The organism is Burkholderia catarinensis (assembly GCF_001883705.2).
GTDB classification, from domain to species: Bacteria; Pseudomonadota; Gammaproteobacteria; order Burkholderiales; family Burkholderiaceae; genus Burkholderia; species Burkholderia catarinensis.
This window is the reverse complement of the sequence record NZ_MDEQ02000023.1, coordinates 1-22,496: the sequence shown is the minus strand read 5'-3', so window position 1 is coordinate 22,496 and position 22,496 is coordinate 1. Positions and strand designations below refer to the sequence as shown.

At 66.3% G+C, this 22,496-nt stretch carries 23 protein-coding genes, 1 pseudogene and 1 riboswitch; of the genes and pseudogenes, 18 read left to right on the top strand and 6 right to left on the bottom strand.

Features of this window, described 5'->3' with window-relative positions; all coding sequences use genetic code 11:
• Positions 1-14: 14 nt before the first annotated feature.
• The gene (locus BFF94_RS28905; protein ID WP_128847532.1) at positions 15-383 is read right to left on the bottom strand and encodes a hypothetical protein; all 369 of its coding nucleotides are present in this window, start codon (positions 381-383) and stop codon (positions 15-17) included.
• A gap of 23 nt (positions 384-406) precedes the next feature.
• Entirely contained in the window at positions 407-787 is a 381-nt protein-coding gene (locus tag BFF94_RS28900) for a winged helix-turn-helix transcriptional regulator (RefSeq protein WP_128847534.1), read from the bottom strand.
• A 137-nt stretch (positions 788-924) separates the two neighbouring features.
• Here BFF94_RS28900 and BFF94_RS28895 point away from each other — a divergent pair, with 137 nt between their 5' ends.
• Positions 925-1,563, top strand: a complete 639-nt coding sequence (locus BFF94_RS28895) for a glutathione S-transferase N-terminal domain-containing protein (RefSeq protein WP_128847536.1) — start codon at positions 925-927, stop codon at positions 1,561-1,563.
• A gap of 5 nt (positions 1,564-1,568) precedes the next feature.
• Here BFF94_RS28895 and BFF94_RS28890 read toward each other — a convergent pair whose 3' ends face one another.
• On the bottom strand, positions 1,569-2,579 hold the full coding sequence (locus tag BFF94_RS28890) for a sodium:calcium antiporter (protein ID WP_128847538.1): 1,011 nt from the start codon (positions 2,577-2,579) through the stop codon (positions 1,569-1,571).
• A 61-nt stretch (positions 2,580-2,640) separates the two neighbouring features.
• A riboswitch (yybP-ykoY riboswitch) is annotated at positions 2,641-2,816 on the bottom strand.
• 115 nt (positions 2,817-2,931) lie between these two features.
• Between BFF94_RS28890 and BFF94_RS28885 the strand changes: the two genes are divergently transcribed.
• The 4 genes from BFF94_RS28885 (at position 2,932) to BFF94_RS28870 (ending at position 5,762) form a co-directional block, all read left to right on the top strand.
• Entirely contained in the window at positions 2,932-3,207 is a 276-nt protein-coding gene (locus BFF94_RS28885) for a metal/formaldehyde-sensitive transcriptional repressor (RefSeq protein WP_128847540.1), read from the top strand.
• Between the two features lie 12 nt (positions 3,208-3,219).
• The gene (dmeF, locus tag BFF94_RS28880; RefSeq protein ID WP_219140112.1) at positions 3,220-4,269 is read left to right on the top strand and encodes a CDF family Co(II)/Ni(II) efflux transporter DmeF; all 1,050 of its coding nucleotides are present in this window, start codon (positions 3,220-3,222) and stop codon (positions 4,267-4,269) included.
• 2 nt (positions 4,270-4,271) lie between these two features.
• On the top strand, positions 4,272-4,457 hold the full coding sequence (locus tag BFF94_RS28875) for a DUF1289 domain-containing protein (RefSeq protein WP_128841483.1): 186 nt from the start codon (positions 4,272-4,274) through the stop codon (positions 4,455-4,457).
• 96 nt (positions 4,458-4,553) lie between these two features.
• The gene (locus tag BFF94_RS28870) at positions 4,554-5,762 is read left to right on the top strand and encodes an MFS transporter (protein WP_128841484.1); all 1,209 of its coding nucleotides are present in this window, start codon (positions 4,554-4,556) and stop codon (positions 5,760-5,762) included.
• A 24-nt stretch (positions 5,763-5,786) separates the two neighbouring features.
• Here BFF94_RS28870 and BFF94_RS28865 read toward each other — a convergent pair whose 3' ends face one another.
• Together BFF94_RS28865 and BFF94_RS28860 are read right to left on the bottom strand one after the other, a co-directional pair.
• A complete protein-coding gene (locus tag BFF94_RS28865; protein WP_219140111.1) occupies positions 5,787-7,205 on the bottom strand; it encodes a heavy metal sensor histidine kinase in 1,419 nt (472 codons plus the stop codon).
• The gene (locus BFF94_RS28860; protein WP_128841485.1) at positions 7,202-7,873 is read right to left on the bottom strand and encodes a heavy metal response regulator transcription factor; all 672 of its coding nucleotides are present in this window, start codon (positions 7,871-7,873) and stop codon (positions 7,202-7,204) included. Before BFF94_RS28860 ends, BFF94_RS28865 begins: the two co-directional genes overlap by 4 nt.
• Before the next feature lie 267 nt (positions 7,874-8,140).
• Between BFF94_RS28860 and BFF94_RS28855 the strand changes: the two genes are divergently transcribed.
• From BFF94_RS28855 to BFF94_RS28810, 10 genes are all read left to right on the top strand, one after another.
• A complete protein-coding gene (locus BFF94_RS28855) occupies positions 8,141-8,506 on the top strand; it encodes a hypothetical protein (RefSeq protein WP_128841486.1) in 366 nt (121 codons plus the stop codon).
• A gap of 87 nt (positions 8,507-8,593) precedes the next feature.
• Positions 8,594-8,875 (top strand): hypothetical protein, encoded by a 282-nt coding sequence (locus BFF94_RS28850; RefSeq protein ID WP_128841487.1) that lies wholly within the window; start codon positions 8,594-8,596, stop codon positions 8,873-8,875.
• The gene (locus BFF94_RS28845) at positions 8,872-10,368 is read left to right on the top strand and encodes a TolC family protein (protein ID WP_128841488.1); all 1,497 of its coding nucleotides are present in this window, start codon (positions 8,872-8,874) and stop codon (positions 10,366-10,368) included. The genes BFF94_RS28850 and BFF94_RS28845 overlap by 4 nt, the downstream gene beginning before the upstream one ends.
• 1 nt (position 10,369) lies before the next feature.
• Positions 10,370-11,665, top strand: coding sequence for a multicopper oxidase family protein (locus tag BFF94_RS28840; protein WP_128841489.1), 1,296 nt, complete (start codon positions 10,370-10,372; stop codon positions 11,663-11,665).
• A 68-nt stretch (positions 11,666-11,733) separates the two neighbouring features.
• Positions 11,734-12,081, top strand: a complete 348-nt coding sequence (locus tag BFF94_RS28835; protein WP_128841490.1) for a copper-binding protein — start codon at positions 11,734-11,736, stop codon at positions 12,079-12,081.
• 14 nt (positions 12,082-12,095) lie between these two features.
• Positions 12,096-12,476, top strand: a complete 381-nt coding sequence (gene copC / locus BFF94_RS28830) for a copper homeostasis periplasmic binding protein CopC (RefSeq protein WP_128841491.1) — start codon at positions 12,096-12,098, stop codon at positions 12,474-12,476.
• Positions 12,473-13,429: a CopD family protein gene (locus tag BFF94_RS28825; protein ID WP_219140110.1), complete on the top strand. Its 957-nt coding sequence runs from the start codon at positions 12,473-12,475 to the stop codon at positions 13,427-13,429. The genes copC and BFF94_RS28825 overlap by 4 nt, the downstream gene beginning before the upstream one ends.
• A 205-nt stretch (positions 13,430-13,634) precedes the next feature.
• On the top strand, positions 13,635-15,449 hold the full coding sequence (locus BFF94_RS28820; protein ID WP_128841492.1) for an ExeM/NucH family extracellular endonuclease: 1,815 nt from the start codon (positions 13,635-13,637) through the stop codon (positions 15,447-15,449).
• 739 nt (positions 15,450-16,188) lie between these two features.
• Positions 16,189-18,036 carry a S10 family serine carboxypeptidase-like protein gene (locus tag BFF94_RS28815; RefSeq protein WP_128841493.1) on the top strand — a complete coding sequence of 616 codons (1,848 nt, stop codon included), beginning with the start codon at positions 16,189-16,191 and terminating at the stop codon, positions 18,034-18,036.
• 82 nt (positions 18,037-18,118) lie between these two features.
• Positions 18,119-18,511, top strand: coding sequence for a 2-oxoglutarate dehydrogenase (locus BFF94_RS28810; RefSeq protein WP_246637440.1), 393 nt, complete (start codon positions 18,119-18,121; stop codon positions 18,509-18,511).
• A gap of 79 nt (positions 18,512-18,590) precedes the next feature.
• Here the strand turns inward: BFF94_RS28810 and BFF94_RS28805 are convergent, their stop codons facing one another.
• Positions 18,591-19,595, bottom strand: coding sequence for a helix-turn-helix domain-containing protein (locus tag BFF94_RS28805; RefSeq protein ID WP_128841495.1), 1,005 nt, complete (start codon positions 19,593-19,595; stop codon positions 18,591-18,593).
• A gap of 157 nt (positions 19,596-19,752) precedes the next feature.
• On the opposite strand from BFF94_RS28805, the gene BFF94_RS28800 reads away from it, so the two are divergent.
• The 3 genes and pseudogenes from BFF94_RS28800 to glyA form a co-directional block, all read left to right on the top strand.
• The gene (locus BFF94_RS28800) at positions 19,753-21,000 is read left to right on the top strand and encodes a D-arabinono-1,4-lactone oxidase (protein WP_128841496.1); all 1,248 of its coding nucleotides are present in this window, start codon (positions 19,753-19,755) and stop codon (positions 20,998-21,000) included.
• A 45-nt stretch (positions 21,001-21,045) separates the two neighbouring features.
• A complete protein-coding gene (locus BFF94_RS28795) occupies positions 21,046-21,825 on the top strand; it encodes an SDR family NAD(P)-dependent oxidoreductase (protein WP_128841497.1) in 780 nt (259 codons plus the stop codon).
• Between the two features lie 245 nt (positions 21,826-22,070).
• Positions 22,071-22,496: pseudogene (glyA, locus tag BFF94_RS28790) on the top strand (serine hydroxymethyltransferase); the annotation flags it as partial.

Here is a 22,496-nt window from a genome sequence, read left to right as displayed (position 1 = left end):
GTGAAGGTTGTTGTCTAGCCGCGTGTGCTGTCGTCGCGATAGCCGTTCTTGCCGACGAAGATCTCCTTCAGCGCGGCGCGCAGCGCGACCGGATCGAACTGGCCGGGTGCGAGATGGATCACGTAACGCGTCTGGCCGTCGAGACGCGCGGCGATGCCCGGTTCGATCTCGACATCGATCGTGTCGTCCGTGAGACGTACCGACAGATCCTTGACGCGCAGGTTGATCTGGTCGCGCACCATCACTTCGATCAGCGCGTCGTCCGGGAAGCGCGACAGCGCGAAGCAATAGTCCTGCTCCGCATCGTGGCAGTAGATGTTGGCGAAGCTTTCGTCGTCGTCGAGATCGGACGTTGCTGCGCCGACGGTGGCGTGAAGTTCCATGAACGGGGGTTCCTGCTTGATGGTTATCGGGGGGAATGCATCGTTGTTTCGGGCGCGGCAGCGGCTTCGGGCGTCGTATCGGCCTGCGCATCCCGCGCCTTCAGCCACAGCCCGAATTCGCGCATCACGTCGACCACGGGCCGCAGCCGGTCGCCGTCCGCGGTCAGATCGTACTCGACCCGCACCGGCACTTCCGGATAGACGGTCCGCTGCACGAGCCCCGCGTCTTCCAGCGCGCGCAGGTCGAGCGTCAGCATGCGCTGCGAGATGCCCGGCATGTCGCGGCGCAGGTCGCTGAAGCGCCGCGGCCCGTCGAGCAGATACGACACCAGCAACAGCCGCCAGCGGCCGCCGAGCAGGCGCATCGCTTCTTCGACGGAACATCCTGTCGCACTCGTTTTCATCGTGCTGAATCCTGGTCGGTAAATTTTTTGTGACTACGGCACAAACGACTGCCGTCTTCTCAGCCATGCGCCGATGCGAGATATTAGCGCCCGCGTCGCGGCGAATCGATACATGGACAACGAAACCAAGGAAACGCATGAAGCTCTATCACGCTCCCGGAAGCTGTTCGCAGGCGATCTGCATCGTGCTGCGCGAAGGCGATATCGACGCGGAGATCGTCAAGGTCGACGCGCGCAAGCATGTCGTCGAAGACGGCCGCAACTACTACGACGTGACCGAACTCGGCTACGTGCCGCTGCTCGAACTCGACGACGGCACGATGCTGCGCGAAGGGCCGGTGATCGCGCAGTATCTCGCGGATCAGCGCCCGGAAGCCGCGCTCGCGCCTGCATACGGCACGCTCGCGCGCTACCGGCTGATGGAATGGCTCAACTTTCTCGGCACCGAGATCCACAAGGGCTTCATTCCGCTGCTGTATGCGGTGCAGGCGGGGAAGTACGTGGAGCCGGCAACGCAGAAGCTCGATAGCCGCTTCGCATGGATCGACCGCCGGCTCGACGGCAGGGCGTTCGTCACGGGCGACACGTTCACGGTCGCCGATGCGTACCTGTTCGCGCTGACGGGCTGGGGCAAGGCCGACTGGATGCGCTCGGTGTACAACGCGGATATCGACCTGAGCCGGCATGCGCATCTGCGTGAGTGGTACGAGCGGGTGCGGGAGCGGCCGGCCGTGCAGCAGGTGCTGCAGGCCGACGCGCGGCTGAACGCAGCCTGACGCGTTCAGCGCGCCAGCGTCAGGACCAGATACCCCGCATAGCCCGCGCCATTCGCCAGCAGCGCCCAGATCGCGAGCCCGCGCGTACGCGCATTGATGCGCAGCCAGGCCGCCGCCGCGAGCGTGATGATCACGCCGCTCAGCACTTCGGGGCGCGGCTCCCACGGCGTCAGCATGATGCCGATCGCCGGCAGCAGCGTGCCCTGGAACACCATCGCGCCGGTGATGTTGCCGAACGCGAGCGTGTCCTTCTTGCGGCGGATCCACAGCACGCTGTTGACCTTCTCCGGCAATTCCGTGGCAATCGGCACGATGATCAGCGACAGCAGCAGCGCCGATATGCCGAGCGCGTGTGACACGCCTTCCACGCCGTGAATGAAGCCCTTCGCACCGCCGACCAGCAGCGCGAGGCCGATCAGCAACTGCAGCGCGATCGTCGCCAGGTTGGTCGACAGGCCCGCGCGCGACAGGAACATCGCATGCGGCGCCTCGGTGCCGTGCCCGGCATCGACGAGCCGGTTCGACGCGCGGAACGTCATCACGACGTACAACACGTAGATGCCGACCAGCATCGCGGCGAGCAGCGCGCGCACGGCCGAGTTGTGATGCGGGACGAACATCGCCGCGGTAGCCAGCGAGAACGCGGCGAGGAAGTAGTTCATGTCGCGCACGAAACCCGTGCGTTCGGGCGCGATCGTGCCGCGCAGCCCGCGCGAGCGGATCACGGCGAGCGTCATCAGGAAGGTGGTGAGCGTCGCGAGCATTAGCGGCGCGCCGAGAATCGCGCCGACGCCGATTTCCTCGTTCACGGCCTGGTTCGCCGTGCCGCCGGCCAGCGCGAGCAGCGGCACCATCGTTTCGGGCAGCGCGGTGCCGACGGCCGCGAACAGCGACCCGGTGACGCCTTCGGAAATCTTCAGGCGTTTGCCGAGATGTTCGAGCGCATTGGTGAAGACCTCGGCGGCCACGAGGATGACGACCAGCATGAACGCGAGTTCGAGAAACATGAAGGTCATGCGGCACCTCCGCAGGCAGCGGTGGAGCGTAGGGAGAGGGTGGGGAGGAACATGGGGACTCCGTGGTCGGACGCTGACGAACCATGGCGCATCCGCCGACGTCCGACCAGGAACGACGCGATGCGCCCATGGTCTCGCCAGACCGATTCGGCCGAACGCGCCACGGCTGAAAGCCGAGTGTGTTGACGCGTTCGCTTTCCGGGGACGGAAAGCAGGCTACTCCCCAAAGACGAAGGGCAGTCTAGCCGAGCGGATTTCTTTCGACAAGCCTTCATCTCGAAAAATATACCCCTCCACCCTATAGGGGAAGCTTTATGGATATATACTCCCCCTCCCTATCCAGGAGTCATCGATGAGCCACACAGTTCGTGAAAAACAGAAGCTGCTCAACCGCGTGCGCCGCATCAAGGGACAGGTCGAAGCGATCGAGCGCGCGCTCGAGGAAGAGCGCGGCTGCAACGACGTGCTGCAGCAGATCACGAGCTGCCGCGGTGCGATGAACGGCCTGCTGGCCGTCGTGCTGGAAGACCACATCCGGACGCATCTCGTCGATGCGGACACGCCCGACGCGCACGAAGGCAGCGCGACCGAGCAGCTCATCGACGTCGTCCACAGCTATTTCAAGTAACCGGAACGGAACATGAGCGAATTCGAGGGCAGGGCGGCCGGCGGCGCGCACAGCCATGCGTTTCTGGGCGCCGCGCACGAGCAGAACGAACGGAAGACATGGATGGTCATCGGCCTGTGCACGGCGATGATGGTGACCGAAATCGTCGGCGGCACGCTGTTCGGGTCGCTGGCGCTCGTCGCCGACGGGCTGCACATGTCGACGCACGCAGGCGCGATGCTGATTGCCGCGCTGGCCTATACCTATGCGCGCAGGCACGCCGACGATCCGCGCTTCGTGTTCGGCACCGGCAAGCTCGGCGACCTCGCCGGGTTCACGAGCGCGATCGTGCTGGCGATGATTGCGCTGCTGATCGGCTATGAGGCGGTCGCGCGTTTTCTGTCTCCCGTGCCCATTCATTTCAGTGAAGCGATTCCGATTGCCGTGCTGGGGCTCGCAGTGAACCTGGCCAGCGTGTGGCTGCTGAGCGGCGATCATCATCACGGGCATGGCCACGGTCATCATCACGACCACGACCACGACCACGACCACGACCACGACCACGACCACGACCACGACCACGACCACGATCATGACCACGACGATGAGCATCACGCGCATCACGATCATGGTTCGCACACGGCGGCCCACCGTGACCACAACATCCGGTCGGCCTACATTCACGTGATCGCCGATGCCGCCGTTTCGGTGCTGGCCATCGTCGGCCTGCTGCTCGCGCGCGCGTTCGGATGGGTCTGGATGGATCCGCTCGCGGGCATCGTCGGCGCGCTGGTGATTGCGAACTGGGCCTGGGGGCTGATGCGCGATACGGGCGGCATCCTGCTCGACGTCAACGTCGATCGCAAGCTGACGGACAACGTCCGTCGCGCGATCGAGGCACTCGGCGACAAGGTCAACGATCTCCACGTCTGGCGCGTCGGGCCCGGGCACATGAGCGCGATCGTGTCGGTCGAATCCGGCGACACGGCGCGCGATGCGCGTTTCTACCATGCGCTGATCGCGCGCTTCGACGGCGTTTCTCACGTGACCGTCGAAGTGATGACGCCCGCGAAGGCGGCCTGATCGTGGCCGTGAAATCGCCGTGTATCGACCTGTGCGCGTTCGACGGCCGAACGGGCTTTTGTGTCGGCTGCCTGCGCACGCGCGACGAGGCGCGCGACTGGAAGAAGCTGACGGACCATCGCCGCCACCAGATCCTGAACGACCGTGTGCGCCGGCAGGCGAAGATCCGGCGCGAGCCGGGGGAATAAGGCGGGCGTCCGGCAGCCGGCGCGTGTGACGGTGTCGCGGGCCTGCAGTAGTATCACTGGCATCGAGTTGCAGGATTCCTGAACCGGGAGCGCCTCGTGCAGACCGAACCGTCGACCGGCATTCTTCGCCAGATTCCGCGCAGCGTCTGGGTGCTGGGCTGTGTGAGCCTGCTGATGGACGTGTCGTCGGAAATCATCCACAGCCTGTTGCCGATGTTCCTGATGGCGGGGCTCGGCGCGAGCGCGACCACGATCGGCCTCATCGAGGGGATCGCCGAGGCGACGTCGCCGGTCGTCAAGGTGTTCTCCGGCACGCTGAGCGACTACCTGCGTAATCGCAAGTGGCTGGCGGTCGCCGGCTACGGGCTCGGCGCGCTCAGCAAGCCGCTGTTCGCGATCGCGCCGACGATCGGCGTCGTGGTGACGGCGCGGATCGTCGACCGGATCGGCAAGGGCATCCGCGGCGCGCCGCGCGATGCGCTCGTGGCCGACGTCACGCCGGACCACCTGCGCGGCGCCGCCTACGGGCTGCGACAGTCGCTCGACACGGTGGGCGCGTTTCTCGGGCCGCTGCTCGCCGTCGTCATCATGCTGATGTGGCGCGACGACTTCCGCCTCGCGTTCTGGCTGGCCGTGATCCCCGGCGTGCTGGCCGTGGCGCTGCTCGCGTTCGGTATCGACGAGCCGGCGCGCGCGCCGGGCGGGAAGCGCGTCAACCCGATCCGTCGCGACGTCGTCGCGCAACTCGGTGCCCGCTACTGGTGGGTGGCCGGCGTCGGCGCCGTGTTCGCGCTGGCCCGCTTCAGCGAGGCGTTCCTGGTGCTGCGCGCGATGGGCAGCGGCGTGCCCGTCGCGCTCGTGCCGCTCGTGATGGTCGCGATGAACGTCGTGTACGCGTTGTCGGCCTACCCGTTCGGCAAGCTTGCCGACACGACGAGCCACACGAAGCTGATGGTGGCCGGGCTCGTCATGCTGATCGCGGCCGACCTCGTGCTCGCGCACGGCGCGCACTGGGGAGTCGTGCTGGCCGGCGTGGCGCTGTGGGGGCTCCATATGGGAATGACGCAGGGGCTGCTCGCGACGATGGTCGCGGATGCCGCGCCGCCCGAATTGAGAGGAACGGCGTTCGGCGTATTCAATCTTCTCAGCGGCGTCGTGACGCTGGTATCGAGTGTCGTCGCGGGCGTGCTGTGGGACAGCGTGGGTGCCGCGGCCACGTTCTACGCCGGGGCGGTGTTCAGTGCGGCGACCATCGTGCTGCTGGTCTGCTTGCCCGGATCGTTCGGCGCTGCGCGGGATCGGTAGTCACGCGCCGGCGGCGAACAGGCCCTAGCTATCCGTGGCGCGCGGAAAGTAGAGTGCGAACGTCGTGCGCCCGTCGCGGCTCACGACCTCGACCTTGCCGCGATGCAGTTCCATGATCGACTTGACGATCGCGAGCCCGAGCCCCGCGTTTCTCGCCGCGCCGTGCCGCGATGAATCGATGCGGTAGAAACGCTCGAAGATCCGGTCGACCTGTTCGGGCGGAATCGCGGCGCCGCGATTCGTGACCTCGACGACTGCGTAACCGGCTTGCGCGGACACGGCCAGCTCGATCGTCGACGCGGCTTGCGCGTGTTCGAGTGCATTCGACGCGAGGTTGCTCACCGCGCGCCGGAACAGCGTCGCGTCCGCGACGACCGGCGCTTCGCCGTGCACGTCGATGCGCACGCCCGCCTCGTCGGCCAGCGCCTGGAAATACGACGCGAGCCGGCGCAGCTCGCTGCCCGCGTCGAGCTCGGCGGTCTTCAGGTGCTGCCGCGCATTGTCGGTGCGCGCGAGAAACAGCATGTTCTCGATCATCCGCTGCAGCCGTTCGCACTCCTCGATGTTCGAATCGATCAGCGCTTCGTATTCCTCGGTCGTGCGCGCGCGCGACAGCGTGATCTGCGACGAGCTGATCACGTTGGCGAGCGGCGTGCGCATGTCGTGCGCGAGATCGGACGAGAATTGCGACAGCCGCACGAATGCGCGTTCGAGGCGGTCGAGCATCCGGTTGACCGACGTCGCGAGTTCGCGCAATTCGACGGGGCCGCCGCGCGCGTCGAGGCGCGCGTTGAGGTTATGCGCCTCGATGCGCGACGTCTGCCGGCCGAGGCTCTCGACCGGGCGCAGGCCGCGCGATGCGACCGCATGGCCGAGCGCGCCGACCAGCAGCGCGCCGACGGCCGCCGCGAGCCAGATGTCGACGCGATAGCTTTCGAGCAGCGACTGCCGATCGGTTGCCGTGCGCGCGAGCGCGACCTGGATCGCTTCGCCGGACGGCAGCGTTTCGCGCGCGTAGACGCAGCGCGACGTGCCGATGCCGGGTGGCGTGCACGTGAACGGGCCGCCGATGCTGCCGGTTCCGCCGGCCGGATGTGGTGCCGCAATCACCGCGGCGAGCGTGTTGCCGGCTTCGTCGGAGTGCTCGACGAGCGGGCGGTTCTGCGCGTCGTAGATGCCGAGATAGACGCCCGGATGCGACAGCAGCACTTCATGGAACACGGCCGGATCGGCGCGCAGCGCGGCAGTCGATCCGCTTGCGTGCGCGAGCTGCATGAACTGGTTGAGCTTGCCGGAGATCTCGATGTCGTCGCGCCGCGTCAGCTCTGCGGACAGCGACCGGTAAAGATACGCGCCGGTCAGCGCGAACACGAGCGCGGCGACGACGGCGAACGCGAGCGTCAGGCGCCGCAGCAGCGAATACGAAGCCGGGCTCGCGGTCACGAACGATCCTCGAGCACGTAGCCCATCCCGCGGATCGTATGGATCAGCTTCCTGTCGTACGCGTTGTCGATCTTCGCGCGCAGGCGCTTGATCGCGGCATCGACGACGTTCGTGTCGCTGTCGAAATTCATGTCCCAGATCTGGGACGTGATGAAGGTGCGCGTCAGCACTTCGCCCTCGCGTTCCGCGAGCAGCTGCAGCAGCGCGAATTCCTGCGCGGTCAGGTCGATGCGGTTGTCGGCGCGCCGCACGCGGCGCCTGATCAGGTCGACTTCGAGATCGGCGACCTGCAGGATGTCGCGCACGTTGCGCGGTGCGCGCCGCAGCAGCGAGCGGATACGGGCCAGGAACTCGGCGTACGCGAACGGCTTGAGCAGGTAGTCGTCGGCGCCCAGTTCGAGCCCGGTGACCTTGTCCTCGATCGCCTCGCGGGCCGTGAGCAGCAGCACGGGCGTCTGCTTCTGCGCGCGCAGCCGCCTGAGCACCTCGAAGCCGTCCAGCTCCGGCAGCATCACGTCGAGCACGACGAGATCGAAATCCTCGTGCAGCGCGAGGAACAGCCCGTCCTTGCCGTTTTCCGCGACGTCGACCGTGTAGCTCGCCTCCATCAACCCCTTTCGGAGGTACGACGCCATCTTGGGTTCGTCTTCGACTATCAGTATCCGCATGGTGGGGCAGGCTGTCCGTGATTCCAGCCGGTCAGTGTAACGCCGGAGCTTACGGCGCCGCGCGTGCGCGAAGGATGACCGCCGGATGACGGAATTGTCATGAAGCGCGCGGGCGGCGCGCCGCCTCCGGTTTATGAAATTCCGGTCATGTTTCGGCCATGTCGTCGTCACCGCGGCGGCGATAAGCTGCAGCCGTCTTGTCCCCGGAGCGCGCCGTCGCGGCGCCGCGCCGGCCCAACCGGTCGTTGCCTGCCTGATTCCGCATCCATGTCGTACTGGCGCAAATTCCTCGTCGTCGTGCTGCTCGCGCTGAGCCTGCCGATCCAGTCGTTCGCGGCTGTTTCGATGCCGTGCGCGGGTGCCGTCGTGTCGCACGCGGAAGAGGCACCGCACACGATGCAGGCTGCACAGGCCACGCTGGGCAGCCACACCGATCACGACAGCCACGCACGGCATGCGTCGTCGTGTTCCGCCTGCGTGTCCTGCTGCTTCGGCACCGGCATGTCGGGCGCGCCCGCGGTGCACGCCGCGGCGGACGTCTGCGTTGCCGTCGTCGCGCATCCGCCTTCGGCCGGGGGCGTGTCGTTCCTGACCGGCGGCATCGACAGGCCGCCTCGCCGGATTCCCGTCTAGTCACCGCCCGCGGCCGACCGGCCGCGATCCGCCATCCGTACCGGCGACCGTAGCAGGTACGCCGGACGACTCACGACGAGACACTTCATGCGATTGATCACTGCGGCGCTGCTGTGCGCGGCGGCCTTCGTGCCGTCGCTCGCGCCTGCGCAAACCCCGTTTCCCGATCCGGCGGACGCCGCCGCGTCGGTGCCGGACGTCACCGTGACGTCCGCGTTCGACGGCTACCGGCCGTATCGGGACGATGAAGGTCCTGGCTGGAAACAACTGAACCGCGACGTGATGGAGCGACCCGCGAAAGGACGCCCGACCGGTGGCGCGGCCGGCACCGGCGCCGCTCATTCGAAGCACGGAGGGGCCGCGCAATGACCGCGCTTTCAATATCGCCGAGGATCGGCGCGGCTGCGGTCGTGCTGGCGTTCCTCGCGGGTTGCACGACGTTTTCGAAGGACGGCGGTTTCGATGCCGTTTCGTCCACCGCATCGGAACGCATCGGGAAGGACGCGGTGGTGGTCAGGACCGATGCCGACCGCGAAGCCGTCGACAAGCGAACCACGGAACTGCTTGCCAAGCCGCTGTCGATGGACGACGCAGTACAGGTCGCGCTGCTGAACAACCGCGGCCTGCAGGCGTCGTATGCGGAACTCGGGCTGTCGGAGGCCGACCTCGTGCAGGCCGGCCGGCTGCCGAACCCGCGTTTCTCGTTCAGCCGCACGCGCGCCGGCGACGGCGAGCTGACGCTCGGCCGCACGTTCTCGGCGAACGTGTTCGCGCTGCTGACCATGCCGCTCGCGACGAACATCGAACGCCGCCGCTTCGAGCAGACCAAGCTCGAAACGGCCGATGCGATGCTGAAGGTCGCAGCCGACGCGCGCCGTGCATACGTCGAGGCCGTCGCCGCCGGGCAGGCCGCGAACTACGCGCAGCAGGTGCGCGAGGCCGCGAGCGCGGCCGCCGAACTCGCGCAGCGCATGCGGCAGGCCGGCAACTTCAGCCGCCTCGATTACGCACGCGAACAGGCGTTCCATGCCGACGCGGTCGCGCAGCACGCGAAGGCGCGCCAGCAGGCCGTCGCGGCACGCGAGAAGCTCACGCGCGCGATGGGGCTGTGGGGCGAGCGCACGCAGTACGCGCTGCCCGAGCGCTTGCCGGACTTGCCGAAGGCGCGCCCGGACCTGCCCGATCTCGAACGTTTCGCGATGAGCAACCGCCTCGACATCCAGGCCGCGAAGCTGCAGACGCAGGGCGTTGCGTCGTCGCTCGGCCTGAGCAAGGCCACGCGCTTCGTTAACGCGGTCGATCTCGGCTACGTGAACAACTACGAGACCGGCAAGGGCCACGAGCACGGCTACGAGATCAGCGTCGAGATTCCGCTGTTCGACTGGGGCGGTGCGAAGGTCGCGCGGGCCGAGGCCGTCTACATGCAATCGGCGAACCGGCTCGCGAAAACGGCCATCGATGCGCGCTCCGAAGTGCGCGAATCGTATGCGGCGTACGTGACGAGCTACGACGTCGCGACACACTATCGCGACGAAGTCGTGCCGCTGCGCAAGACGATCTCGGACGAACTCCTGCTGCGCTACAACGGGATGCTCGCGAGCGCGTTCGAGCTGCTCACCGATGCACGCGAACAGGTCGGCGCGGTCAACGGCTACATCGATGCGCTGAAGGACTACTGGCTCGCCGAGACCGATCTGCAGATGGCCGTCGGCGGCCGCTTGCCGTCATCGGGCGCCGCGCCGCGCGCGACGCATTCCGCCGGGCCGGAACCCGCACCCAGGGCCGACGCTGCACCGCAGCCGGCTTCCACTCCCGCGGCGCAATCGGCGCCCGCTACGCAAACGCATCAGGAAGGTCATTGACATGGTGTCCCGTCGACAATTTCTCAGCGGCTCGGGCGCCGCGCTGCTGGGCGCCGCGATGGTCAGCAAGGCCGGCGCCGCGTCGCTGCCCGAAGCGCCCACGATGGCGAAGACCGGCACGCAGCCACCGCTCGTGCCGCCGAACGGCCGCCCGTACACGCCTGTCGCGACGCTGAACGGCTGGACGCTGCCGTGGCGGATGAAGAACGGCTGGAAGGAATTCCACCTGACGGCGGAGCCCGTCGTGCGCGAGATGGCGCCCGGCATGAACGCGAACCTGTGGGGCTACAACGGCCAGTCGCCGGGCCCGACGATCGAGGCCGTCGAAGGCGACAAGGTCCGCATCTTCGTGACCAACCGGCTGCCCGAGCACACCACGATCCACTGGCACGGGCTGCGGCTGCCGAACGGGATGGACGGCGTCGGCGGCCTCACGCAGCCGCATATCCCGCCCGGCAAGACCTTCGTCTACGAGTTCCAGCTCGAGGCGCACGGCACGTTCATGTATCACCCGCACGCCGACGAGATGGTGCAGATGGCGATGGGGATGATGGGCATGTTCATCGTGCATCCGAAGGATCGCGGCACGATGCCGGTCGATCGCGACTTCGTGTTCCTGCTCGCCGCATACGACATCGATCCCGGCAGCTATACGCCGCGCGTGAACGAGATGACGGACTTCAACATGTGGACGTTCAACTCGCGCGTGTTCCCGGGCATCGATCCGCTGCCCGTGCGCGCGGGCGACCGCGTGCGGATTCGTTTCGGCAACCTGACGATGACGAATCATCCGATCCACCTGCACGGCTACAGCTTCGAAGTCGCGGGCACCGACGGTGGCTGGATTCCGCCGGCGGGGCGCTGGCCGGAAGTGACGACCGATGTCGCGGTGGGCCAGATGCGCGCGATCGAGTTCACCGCCGATCGCCCGGGCGACTGGGCGTTCCATTGCCACAAGTCGCATCACACGATGAATGCGATGGGCCACCAGGTGCCGAACCTGATCGGCGTGCCGCAGAAGGATCTCGCGAAAAAGATCGGCAAGCTCGTGCCCGACTACATGGCGATGGGCAGCACGGGCGGCGCGATGGGTGGCATGGAGATGCCGCTGCCCGACAACACGTTGCCGATGATGACGGGCACGGGCCCGTTCGGGCCGCTGGAGATGGGCGGCATGTTCACGGTGCTCAAGGTCCGGCAGGGGCTGGGCCGCAACGACTATCGCGATCCGGGCTGGTTCCGGCATCCGAAGGGCACCGTCGCGTACGAATACACCGGCGAATTGCCGGACGGTTGAGCAGCAGCAGGCGGCGGCCGTACCGATGCGGCCGCCGGTTTCATTTCATTCACTCAGGAGTCGACACGATGAAGAAGGGACTGGTTTTGATGGCGACGGGTTGCGCGCTGGCGTTCTCCGCCGCGTCGTACGCGGCCGGCGACATGGCCGGCATGGACATGAACGGCGGCGCGAAGCAGGGCGCCGCCGTGAAGCCGGGCATGTCGCACGGTGAAATCCGCAAGGTCGACACGGCGACGGCCAGGCTGACGATCAAGCACGGCCCGCTGGAGAACCTCGGGATGGACGCGATGACGATGGTGTTCAAGGTGAAGGATCCGGCGATGCTGTCGCAGGTCAAGGCGGGCGACAAGATCGACTTCGTCGCCGAGGACGTGGACGGTGCGCTGACCGTCGTCGACCTGAAGAAGCCGTGACGCGGGACGTGAACATGAAGATCACGATTCTCGGACGGCTGGCCGGCTTCGCCGCGGCCGGCGCGATCCTCGCGGCCGCACCGGTCGCGGCCTCGGCGCACGGCAAGCTGGAAAGCGCCGCACCCGCGACGGGCAGCACGGTCGACACGGCACCCGACACGTTGCGGCTCACGTTCAACGAAGACCTCGAACCGGCGTTCAGCTCGGTGAAGGTGTCGGACGCGAACGGCAACGCCGTCACGCAGGAAAAGGCGAAGGTCGATGCGTCGAACCCGCGCGCGATGACCGTCGCGATGCCGAAGCTCGCGCCGGGTGCATACACGGTGCAGTGGGCGGTGATGACGGCGGACGCGCACCGCACCAAGGGAACCTATACGTTCAGGGTGAAGGGATGAACGACGGCATCGTCGGCCTGTTGCGGCTCGTGTCGGTGGCGATCCAGAACGCCGGGTTCGCCGTCGTCGTCGGCGCGCTGCTCGGTAGCCACTGGCTTGCGCGCGGCGCGTCGGCGTGGCAGCACGGCATCGGGTGCCGCCTCGTCGCGACGCTGCGCATCGCGTCCGTCGTGTCGCTGCTCGCCAGCATCACGGCGTTCTGGGCGCATTGCGCGCTGATGAGCGAAGTGTCGATGCTCGAAGCCGGGCCGGCCGTTTGCGCGATGCTCGCAAGCACAGGGTTCGGTCATGCGTGGCTGGCCGGCGCGGCGTTCATGCTCGTTGTCGTGCTGCTGTCGTTTCTCCGGCGCGCGACCGACACGCGCTTTCCGTTTGCAACGTGGGCCGCGCTCGCCTGCGTCGCGCTCGCACGCAGCAACGGCGGGCATCCGGTCGACGCGGGCCTGTTCAGCGTGCCGGTGTGGGTCGACTGGCTGCATCTGCTGGCGATCAGCGCGTGGGTCGGACTCGTGCTCGTGACGGCGTTCGGCGTGATGCCGCGGCTCACCGGGATGCCCGCGGGCGAACGCACGACGGGTGCCTCGTTCGTGCAGTCGCTGTCCGATGCGTCGACTTATGCATTGGTCGTGCTGTTCGCGACCGGTGCGTACAACGGCTGGCGCGGCGTCGATACGCCCGCCAACCTGCTTGCGTCGACGTACGGGCAGATCCTGCTGCTGAAGCTCGCGCTCGTGCTGATTGCCGCGATGCTCGGCGGACACAACCGGTTCTTCGGGATGCCGAAGCTGTTGGCCGCGCTGAAGGATCCGGCCGCCGCTATGCCGGCCGGCCCGTTGCGCCGGTTCGGCACGCTGCTGCGGATCGAGGCGGTCGTGCTGGGCGGCGTGCTGATGGCGGCGGCCGTGCTTGTGTCGAGTGCGCTGCCGGGGACGGTCTGGCGCGGCGGTGCGTAGTCGACGGTGCGCGGGGGAGCCGTCACGGGCACGGCGAACTTTTGTCAGACGATTCCACCGCTTTTTCACACCGCGATCGTGCGCGTGCGGCCGATTGCGATCGCGGCGTGATAACGGCAATTACATCGGCCTGTCTTTCGATTACTAAAAACTGTCATTGAGCGCCGCTAAGCTTTCGCCACCCTCACAACCGGGATTCCCCGTCATGCGCTCGACAATCCGCTTCCTTACCCCGCTATTGCTGCTCCCGACGCTCGCCGCGCCGGTGTTCGCCGCCACCGCCGCGCCCGTCAGCCCGAACTGCGGCGGCAGCACGACGCCGATCGCCGATATCCAGGGGCCGGGCGCGCCGTCGCCGCTTGCCGGCCAGAACGCATCGATCGAAGCCGTCGTCACCGCCGATTTCGGCGGCACGGACGGCTTCGGCGGCTTCTTCGTCCAGCAGGCCGACGCGCAGCGCCGCAACCAGCCGGGCGTGTCCGAAGGCCTGTTCGTCTATGCGCCGAAAGCGCGCGCGAAGGCGGGCGATCTCGTGCACGTGACGGGCAAGGTCGAGGAAAAATACGGGCAGACGCAGCTCACGCTGTCGGGCGCGATCGCGGTGTGCGCGAACGGCCAGACCGTCACGCCCGCGACGCTCTCGCTGCCGGTCGACAGCCCGAACGCGTTCGCCGCGTATGAAGGGATGCTCGTGCGCCTGCCGCAGACGCTGAACGTCACCGACAACTACGAGCTCGGCCGCTACGGCAGCGTGATGCTCAGCAATGGCCGCCTGCGCACGCCGACGAGCGTCGTGCCGCCCGCCCAGGCGCAGACGCAGATCGATGCGAACGCACGCAACCGCCTGATCCTCGACGACGGCTCGAACAAGCAGAACCCCGCGACCGTGCCGTATCCGGCGCCGGGCCTGTCGGCCGCGAACACGCTGCGCGCGGGCTACACGGTGCGCGACGTCGAAGGCGTGCTCGAAGTGCGTTACGGCGCATGGCGCGTGCAGCCGCTGCCCGGCGCGGCCGTGCCGGCATTCGACACGCGGTCGAACCCGCGCACCAATGCGCCTGCTCGCGATCCGAAATCGAACCTGCGGGTCGCGTCGTTCAACGTCCTCAACTACTTCAACGGCAACGGTCTCGGCGGCGGCTTCGACGATCCGAACAACCGCGGCGCGAAGAACTACCAGGAATTCCAGCGTCAGGAAGCGAAGATCGTCAGCGCGCTGAAGGCGCTCGACGCCGACGTGATCGGCCTGATGGAAATCCAGAACAACGGCTACGGCGAACTGAGCGCGGTGCGCCAGCTCGCGGCGAAGCTCGGCGACCACTGGCGCGTCGTCGATCCGGGCGTGTCGCGTCTCGGCGGCGACGCGATCGCGGTCGCGATGATCTACGACAGCCGCAAGGTCGAACCGGTCGGCCGCGCGGCGACGCTCGCGATCGACGACAAGAATCGCCAGCCGCTCGCGCAGTCGTTCCGGCGCATCGGCGGCAACAAGCAGGCGCTGACGATCGCGGTCAACCACCTGAAGTCGAAGAACTGCCCGGACGCCGCGAACGACGATCTCGACCAGGGCGACGGCCAGGGCTGCTGGAACCCGACGCGCACGCGCGCGGCGGCAAAGCTGGCCGACTGGCTCGCTGGCACGCCGACGGGCGTCGCGGGCCAGGGCGTGCTGCTGATCGGCGACTTCAACAGCTACACGTATGAAGACCCGATCCGCACGCTCGAATCGCGCGGCTACCGCAACCTCGTGGCGCGCTGGATCGGCGCGAACGCGTACAGCTACGTGTACAACGGCGAAGCCGGCTATCTCGATCACGCGCTCGCGACGCTGCCGCTCGCGTCGCACGTGAAGGCCGTGCACGAATGGCACATCAACGCGGACGAGCCGCTCGCGCTGCAGTACACGCTCGCGTACAAGTCGGCCGAGCAGCAGAAGACGTACTACGCGCCGGATGCGTATCGTTCGTCGGATCACGATCCGGTGCTGATCGATATCGCGCTGCCCGGCGGCGGGAAATGACGGCGGGCTGAGCCTTCGTGACGGACGACGTGCGGCACCGCCGCACGTCGTCGCGCGGGCGGCGGCGGGTCAGTGGCGCGCCGCCCGCGCTGCGGAAAATCCGCTCGGATATCGGGTAAATAATTCCGCCGCAACCGGCTTGAATTAACGAAATCGGTATTTTATGGGTGCCGGGATGCGCATAAGCACCCGGATTGAAGAATGGCAGAAGTGAATGGAATCTTGGAATTACGTGTGCATGCCGCTTCAGCGTATTAATCGATTGCGAATAATAAAAATGAAAGAAAAATCCTGTCGATCTGAAGGCTTTAGACGCGCTGCATCAATGCAGGCAAGCCTTCTGCGTTATGCGTGATAAGTAAAATATTCGGCGCAGCATTGCCGATAAAGCGCATCTTGCACGAATAATCCCGTTTTCTTTCAAATGCCAGACACTGTCCGCCGTTCGCATCATTGCGGGATTTTTAATATCCGAATGATCTTTGACAACGCGGTGCAGCACCGCCTATTTTTGTTCTGTCGTAAATTTTAGTTATATAAAAGTTGTCCAGACTGCAGGGGGCGCGTCCGAGCACCATTCTCGCCGGCAGTTTGCTGTGTCTGTATCAAGTTCAGTCTCTTAGAAGTCCAATCCCCAACCGCCGACTGCCGACCGTGCAACGCGAGTGGCGGGTAGGCCTGCGCGTTTCGCAGGCGTTGGCGGCCTTTGTGAAGCGGTATCCGAAATCAAAGGGCAGAGATGAAACCAGACAGGAGCTGTACCGGCAGCCGCCGTGGCCGTCACGGCCGGTTGGCCGGGCTAGGTGCATTGACCGTCATGACACTGGCGCTCGCGGCATGCGGCGGCGACGATTCGTCGTCCGTCGGCGCGTCGAGCCTCGCGCAGGCCACGGCCAGCCAGCAGGCCAGCGCGCAAGCGGCCGGCAATCAGGCGCCGGCGGCCAACCAGCCTTACATCGACCCGGTCGCGTATTCGATGAACGCGACCGACGGCCTCGCCGCGTCGCAGGTATCCGAGAAAGCGGCCGTCATGCATTACCAGTGGAAAAGCGGCGGCACGACCGTCAACTACACGACGACCACCGGCCACCTGACCGCACAGGATGCGAACGGCAACGCGGAAGCGTCGATGTCGTATGTCGCGTACACCGCGCCGAGCACGAACGGCAAGCCGCGCCCCGTCACGTTCGTGTACAACGGCGGCCCGGGCTCGTCGTCGATCTGGCTGCGGCTCGGCTCGTTCGCGCCGACCCGCGTCGCCACGCCCGATCCGCTGTTCGGCAGCAACTGGCCGAACTATCCGCTCGTCGACAACGCGGACAGCCTGATCGACACCACCGACCTCGTGTTCATCGACCCGCCCGGAACCGGGCTGTCGGAGGCCGTGTTGCCGAACACCAACCAGAAGTACTGGGGTTCGGACGTGGACGTGAACATCATGCGCGACTTCATCCAGCGCTACCTGAACGTTAACAGCCGGAGCACGTCGCCGATCTACCTGTACGGCGAATCGTACGGCACGCCGCGTACCGACATGCTTGCGCTGGCGCTCGAATCGTCCGGCGTGCACCTGACGGGCATCGTGCTGCAGTCGTCGATCCTGAACTACTTCGCGGATGCGGTGGAGGCGGTGGCGATCACGCAGTCGACGGAGGGGCTGCTGCTCGATACCGATACGGTGGCCGGTTATCTGCCCGGCTATGCGGCGGTCGCGGCGTACTTCAACCAGGTTTCGCCGGCGCCGGTGAACCCGGATCTGTACGCACTGCAGACGGAACTGTTCACGACGCTGATCTACAACCAGCTGCAGAAGTACTCGCAGTCGTGGGTGTTGAGCCAGCTCGGCATTCCGGATGCGCTCGGCACGCCGGTGTTCCCGAGCGACGCGACGCTCAGGCTGTGGTCGATCCCGTCGAGCCTGACGCAACAGGCGCTGCGCGGCTACTTCAACGCGAATCCGTTCGGCACGAGCCTGCTGCCCGGCACGACGATCGGCCGCTACGACGGACGCGTGTCGTTGCCGAACGCCGATCCGCGCCTGCAAACCGACGGCGACCCGTCCGACATCCTGATCTCGCAGCCGTTCACGAACGCGCTCGCGACGCAGATGCCGGACTACCTCGGCTACACCGCACCGAACGCGACGTACCTGCCGCTGAACGACAACATCATCGGCGTCTGGGACTTCTCGCACGACGGCCAGCCGATGCCCGACTCGATCCCCGATCTGCTCGGTGCGCTGCAGCTCAACCCGAAGCTTCGCGTGCTCGCGGAGAACGGCCTCCACGATCTGGCGACGCCGTTCTTCAACACCGAGAAGCAACTCGCGCGGCTGCAGACGGTGAAGGGCCTGAATCCGAAGCTGCAGGTGAACTTCTTCCAGGGCGGGCACATGACCTACCTGGACGACGTCGCCCGTCCGCAGATGAAGCGGGACCTGAAGACGTTCTACAAGGGCGCACGGATTCCGACGGCGCTGACGCTGCACATGCTGCCGCCGCCCTGGCCGGATGAGAACCCGGCCGGCACGCCGACGGGCAGCGTCCCGGGCGCGACGGCCGCGACGACGCTGGCGGTGGCCCCTTGAACGACGGACTCCTTGTCAAAGGAACCCTCTATTCATCCATTGAATGCGAGTGATCATGTCCCTAATCAAATTGATGCGGCGTATGTTTCCGTTGATCGTCCTCGGTGCCGTGACGAGCAGTGCCTACGCGTTGCCGCCGCAGGCGGTGGCGCCGGTGAAGCTGCCGCACGGCGGGCGCGGTGTCGACGGTCCGTTCTTTCCTGCGACGCGGGCGGCGCCGGTGTTGCCGTCGACCGGCTCGGCACTGCAGCAGCAGGCGCAGCAGCGCGTCGACGCGAGGCTCGGTGCCAATACGGTGCTGAGCAATGGCGCGGCTGTGACGAAGGCGCAGGCGCAGAGCAGCGGGCTCGGCTTCGTATCGAAGCACTTCGACGAGATCGATGCGAAGCACACCGGCCGCGTGACGATGAGCGATGTGCGGCAGTTCATCCAGCAGCGGCAGGTGCAGGCGCAGCAGGAACAGCAGGACGAGTGAGGGTGTGAGCAGGGCGGCGGCTGGTGCGGGATCCTGCGCACCGGCCGCCGGATGCTGGATGCTGGATGGCGACAGGCGACTAGGTAGCCCGGCGCGCGTAGCGCTTCGCCGTGGCCGACGGCAGTTCGCCGAACATCGCGCGATAGTCTTGCGCGAAGCTGCTCAGGTGCCAGAAGCCCCATTTGGTGGCGGCGAACGTCACGGATTCGCCGAGCCGAAGCTCGCGGCGCGCGTGATTCAGCCGCACGGCGCGCAGGTACGCAATCGGGTTCAGGTTGAGCGTGTCGTGGAACGCGTACTGCGCGGTACGCCGGCTGATGCCGAGCTGCACGCAAAGCTCGGCGATCGACAGCGGGCAGGTCGATGCGTCCCGGAGCCGCTCCTGCACCGCGTTGACCAGCGACCAGTACTTCGTCGGGCGCGCGACCTGCATGCCGGCGTCCGGCGTGGCGGCCGTCATCACTTCCGAGATCGCGTACAGCACGGTGCGCTCCAGCAGTTCGATCCTGTCCTGCGTCGCCACGTCGTCGATGCGCGTACTTTTCGCCGCGGCGGCCAGCGTCCGGCGCAGCAGGTCGCGAAGATGGTCCGCGACATAGGTGGCCATCGGGATCACCGGCGAGTGGGTTCGCGCGCGCAGCGACGCGGCGACCGTGCGCATCGCCTCCGTCGACAGCTTCTCGGGCTGGATTTCGACATTCACGAGTACGTGTCGGTCGGGTGAGTAGAACTCGAATTCCGGCTGGCTCGAGAACACGTGCAGGCTGTCGCGCCCGCTCTTCTCGCCGCACATGCGCGCATGCCCTTCCAGTTCCAGCGGCACGGCCACGGCGATCCGCTCCGACGGCACGGCGCCGTGCTGCAGGATGACCTTGTCGAGGTCTTCGACCAGCAGCTTGATGCCGCCCAGCGAAACGATCGACGACGAGCCGTGAAACAGGCCGCCCGAGATCTGCGTGTAATTCAGGTTCCAGCCGTCGAACGACCGTGCCTGTTCCGCCACGTCGGTGAACGCGCAGAACGCGACCGTTCGCGCGAACAGCGGCGTGCCGGAGAAATCGCTCGAGTGGGCAGACGGCGTCATCGGGGCAGGAAGGGGCTGGCCGGATCGAATCATTGTAGCCGGTCAAAAAGCGCCGCCCCGGCGCGTCTTCGTGGAAACCCTTGCTTGCCGAAATCCGATAGTGGAAAGCCTTTCGGCGCCCTACCTTTGGCACGAACACGATGCTGGAGAGACGGTTATGGAACTTCCCCGCGGCGGATTCTGGAGAAACTGGGTCGGCAATCAGTCGTGCGTGGCCGCGCACATGGCGTCGCCCACCAGCGAGGCCGAGATCGCGGAACTGGTACGCACCGCGACGCGCCAGGGCAAGCACGTCCGGTGCTCGGGGTCGGGGCATTCGTTCACGCCCGTCGTGGCCACCAGCGGGCTGCTGCTGTCGCTCCAGGATTACCAAGGCATCGTGGATGTCGATGAAGCGCGCAAGCGCGTGACGGTGAAGGCCGGCACCAAGCTCAATGCGGTGACGCGCCACCTGAAGGACATCGGCCTGTCGCTCGTCAACCAGGGCGACATCGATTCGCAGGCGATTGCCGGCGCGTTCGCCACCGGCACGCATGGCACGGGGACGACGCTGAGCAACCTGTCGTCGCAGGTCGTCGGGATGCGCATCGTGCGTCCCGACGGCTCGATCATGACCGTGAGCGACCGGCAGGACCTCGACCTGCTGTACGCGACGCAGGTGAATATCGGCATGTTCGGCGTGGTCTCGGAGATGACGCTGCAGGTGACCGATGCGTTCTGGCTGCACGACCGTGTGTGGCGCGAGGATTTCGAAGCGCTGATGGAGCAGTACGACGACCTGGCGGCGCAGCACCGGCATTTCGGCTTCTTCTGGTGCCCGACGTCCGAAAGCCGCGACCTGTACTGCCTGCCCGACACGACCCGTGTGTCGAACTCGAAGAAGGACTACGACGTGTGCGAGATCAAGGTGATGGACGTCACCGACGCGCGCACGTTCCATGAAGGCGAGCACGAGAAGATTGCCTACAGTTCCGAGGTGTATGCGATTCACTACGTGCCGAACTTCCACGAGCTCGAGTACGCGGTGCCCGCGCAGCACGGAAAGGAAGCGTTGCGCCGCGTGCGCGAGCTCATCCTCACGAAGCACCGCGACTGCATTTTCCCGGTCGAGTACCGCTTCACGAAGGGCGATCCGGCGTGGATCAGCCCGTTCAACCACCAGGACAGCGTGACCATTTCATGCTCGGGCGGCCCGAACGGCGTCGACTACTGGCCGTTCCTGAAGGACGTCGACGACATCCTTCGCGACTACGGCTCGCGCCCGCACTGGGGCAAGCTGCATTTCACGAACCGTGAAGACGTGGACCGCTGGTTCCCCAAGGCGGAAGCGTTCCGCGCACTGCGCCGCAGCGTGGACCCCGAAGGCTACTTCCTCAACGATCACCTGCGGACGCTGTTCAGTTGAGCATTCAGTTGAGCAGACCGAACGAACCGGATTGGAGAACTACACATGAATGTCAAGATTGATGGCCGCCTGGCCGGCAAGGTCGCCATCGTGAGCGGCGGCGCGGGCGGATGCGGCGCCGCTGCGTCCGAACTGTTCGCCGCGCAGGGCGCGAAGGTCGCGATCGTCGACCGCGACGGCGACGCCGCCGAAGCGCTCGCGTCCCGGCTGCGCGATGCCGGCCTGGAGGCGATCGGTCTCGGCGCGGACGTGTCGAAACAGGCGGAGGTCCGGCAGGCCGTCGATGCGGCGCGCAGGCAGTACGGCAACGCGGACATCCTGTTCAATCACGCCGGCACGCTGATCGTCAAACCGTTCCTCGACATCGAGGAGTCGGAATGGGACTGGCTGATGGGCGTGAACGTCAAGAGCATGTTCCTGATGACGAAGGCGGTGCTGCCGCAGATGCTGGAAAAGGGGCGCGGAAGCATCGTCTGTACGTCGTCGATTTCCGCGGTGTGCGCGACGCCGGGCGAGGTGCTGTACGACGCGACCAAGGGCGCGTGCCACATGTTCGCGCGGGCCATCGCGGTCGAGTACCGCGACCGCGGGATTCGTTGCAACGCACTGGCGCCGGGGTTCATCCGCACGCCGCACGGGATGCGCGAGCTCAAGGACCTGCAGGCGATGGGCGTCGACGCGACCGAGGCGGCGGTTGCGATTCAGCAGGGCCGCCTGTGCGAGCCGTCGGAAGTCGCGGCGGCCGCGCTGTTCCTGGCGTCCGACGAGTCGAGTTTCGTCAACGGCACCCACCTGTTCGTCGACAACGGCTTTTCCGCCGTCTGATCGCCGATATTCGCATCAGCCGATAGGCAGGCGCCACGCCTGCAGCCAGGTCGGCAAGCGTCGTCGAAGGTTCCGCAGCAATGCGAACCTTCGATTTTTTTTGCGTGCGCATCGCGCGGGGCGTCCTAGCGGATTGTCGCAATCCTTCTATCTGAATGGTTGCGCGTCTGATGGAATGCGAAGGCCGAATCACCATGCAGCCGGCATCCCGCGGTCAGTCAATCACTCTCTTTTGGTCAATCATCATGTTCAATCGCACCACCAGCACCGTTGCCAACGTCGATCCGGAACTTTTTGCAGCGATCGATCAGGAAAACCGCCGCCAGGAAGATCACATCGAGCTGATCGCGTCGGAAAACTACACGAGCCCGGCCGTGATGGCCGCACAGGGTTCGCAGCTCACGAACAAGTACGCGGAAGGGTATCCGGGCAAGCGCTACTACGGCGGTTGCGAGTATGTGGACGTGGTCGAGCAGCTGGCGATCGACCGCGTGAAGCAGCTGTTCGGCGCGGAAGCCGCGAACGTGCAGCCGAACTCGGGTTCGCAGGCGAACCAGGGCGTGTTCTTCGCGATGCTCAAGCCGGGCGACACGATCATGGGCATGAGCCTCGCGCACGGCGGCCACCTGACGCACGGCTCGCCCGTGAACATGTCGGGCAAGTGGTTCAAC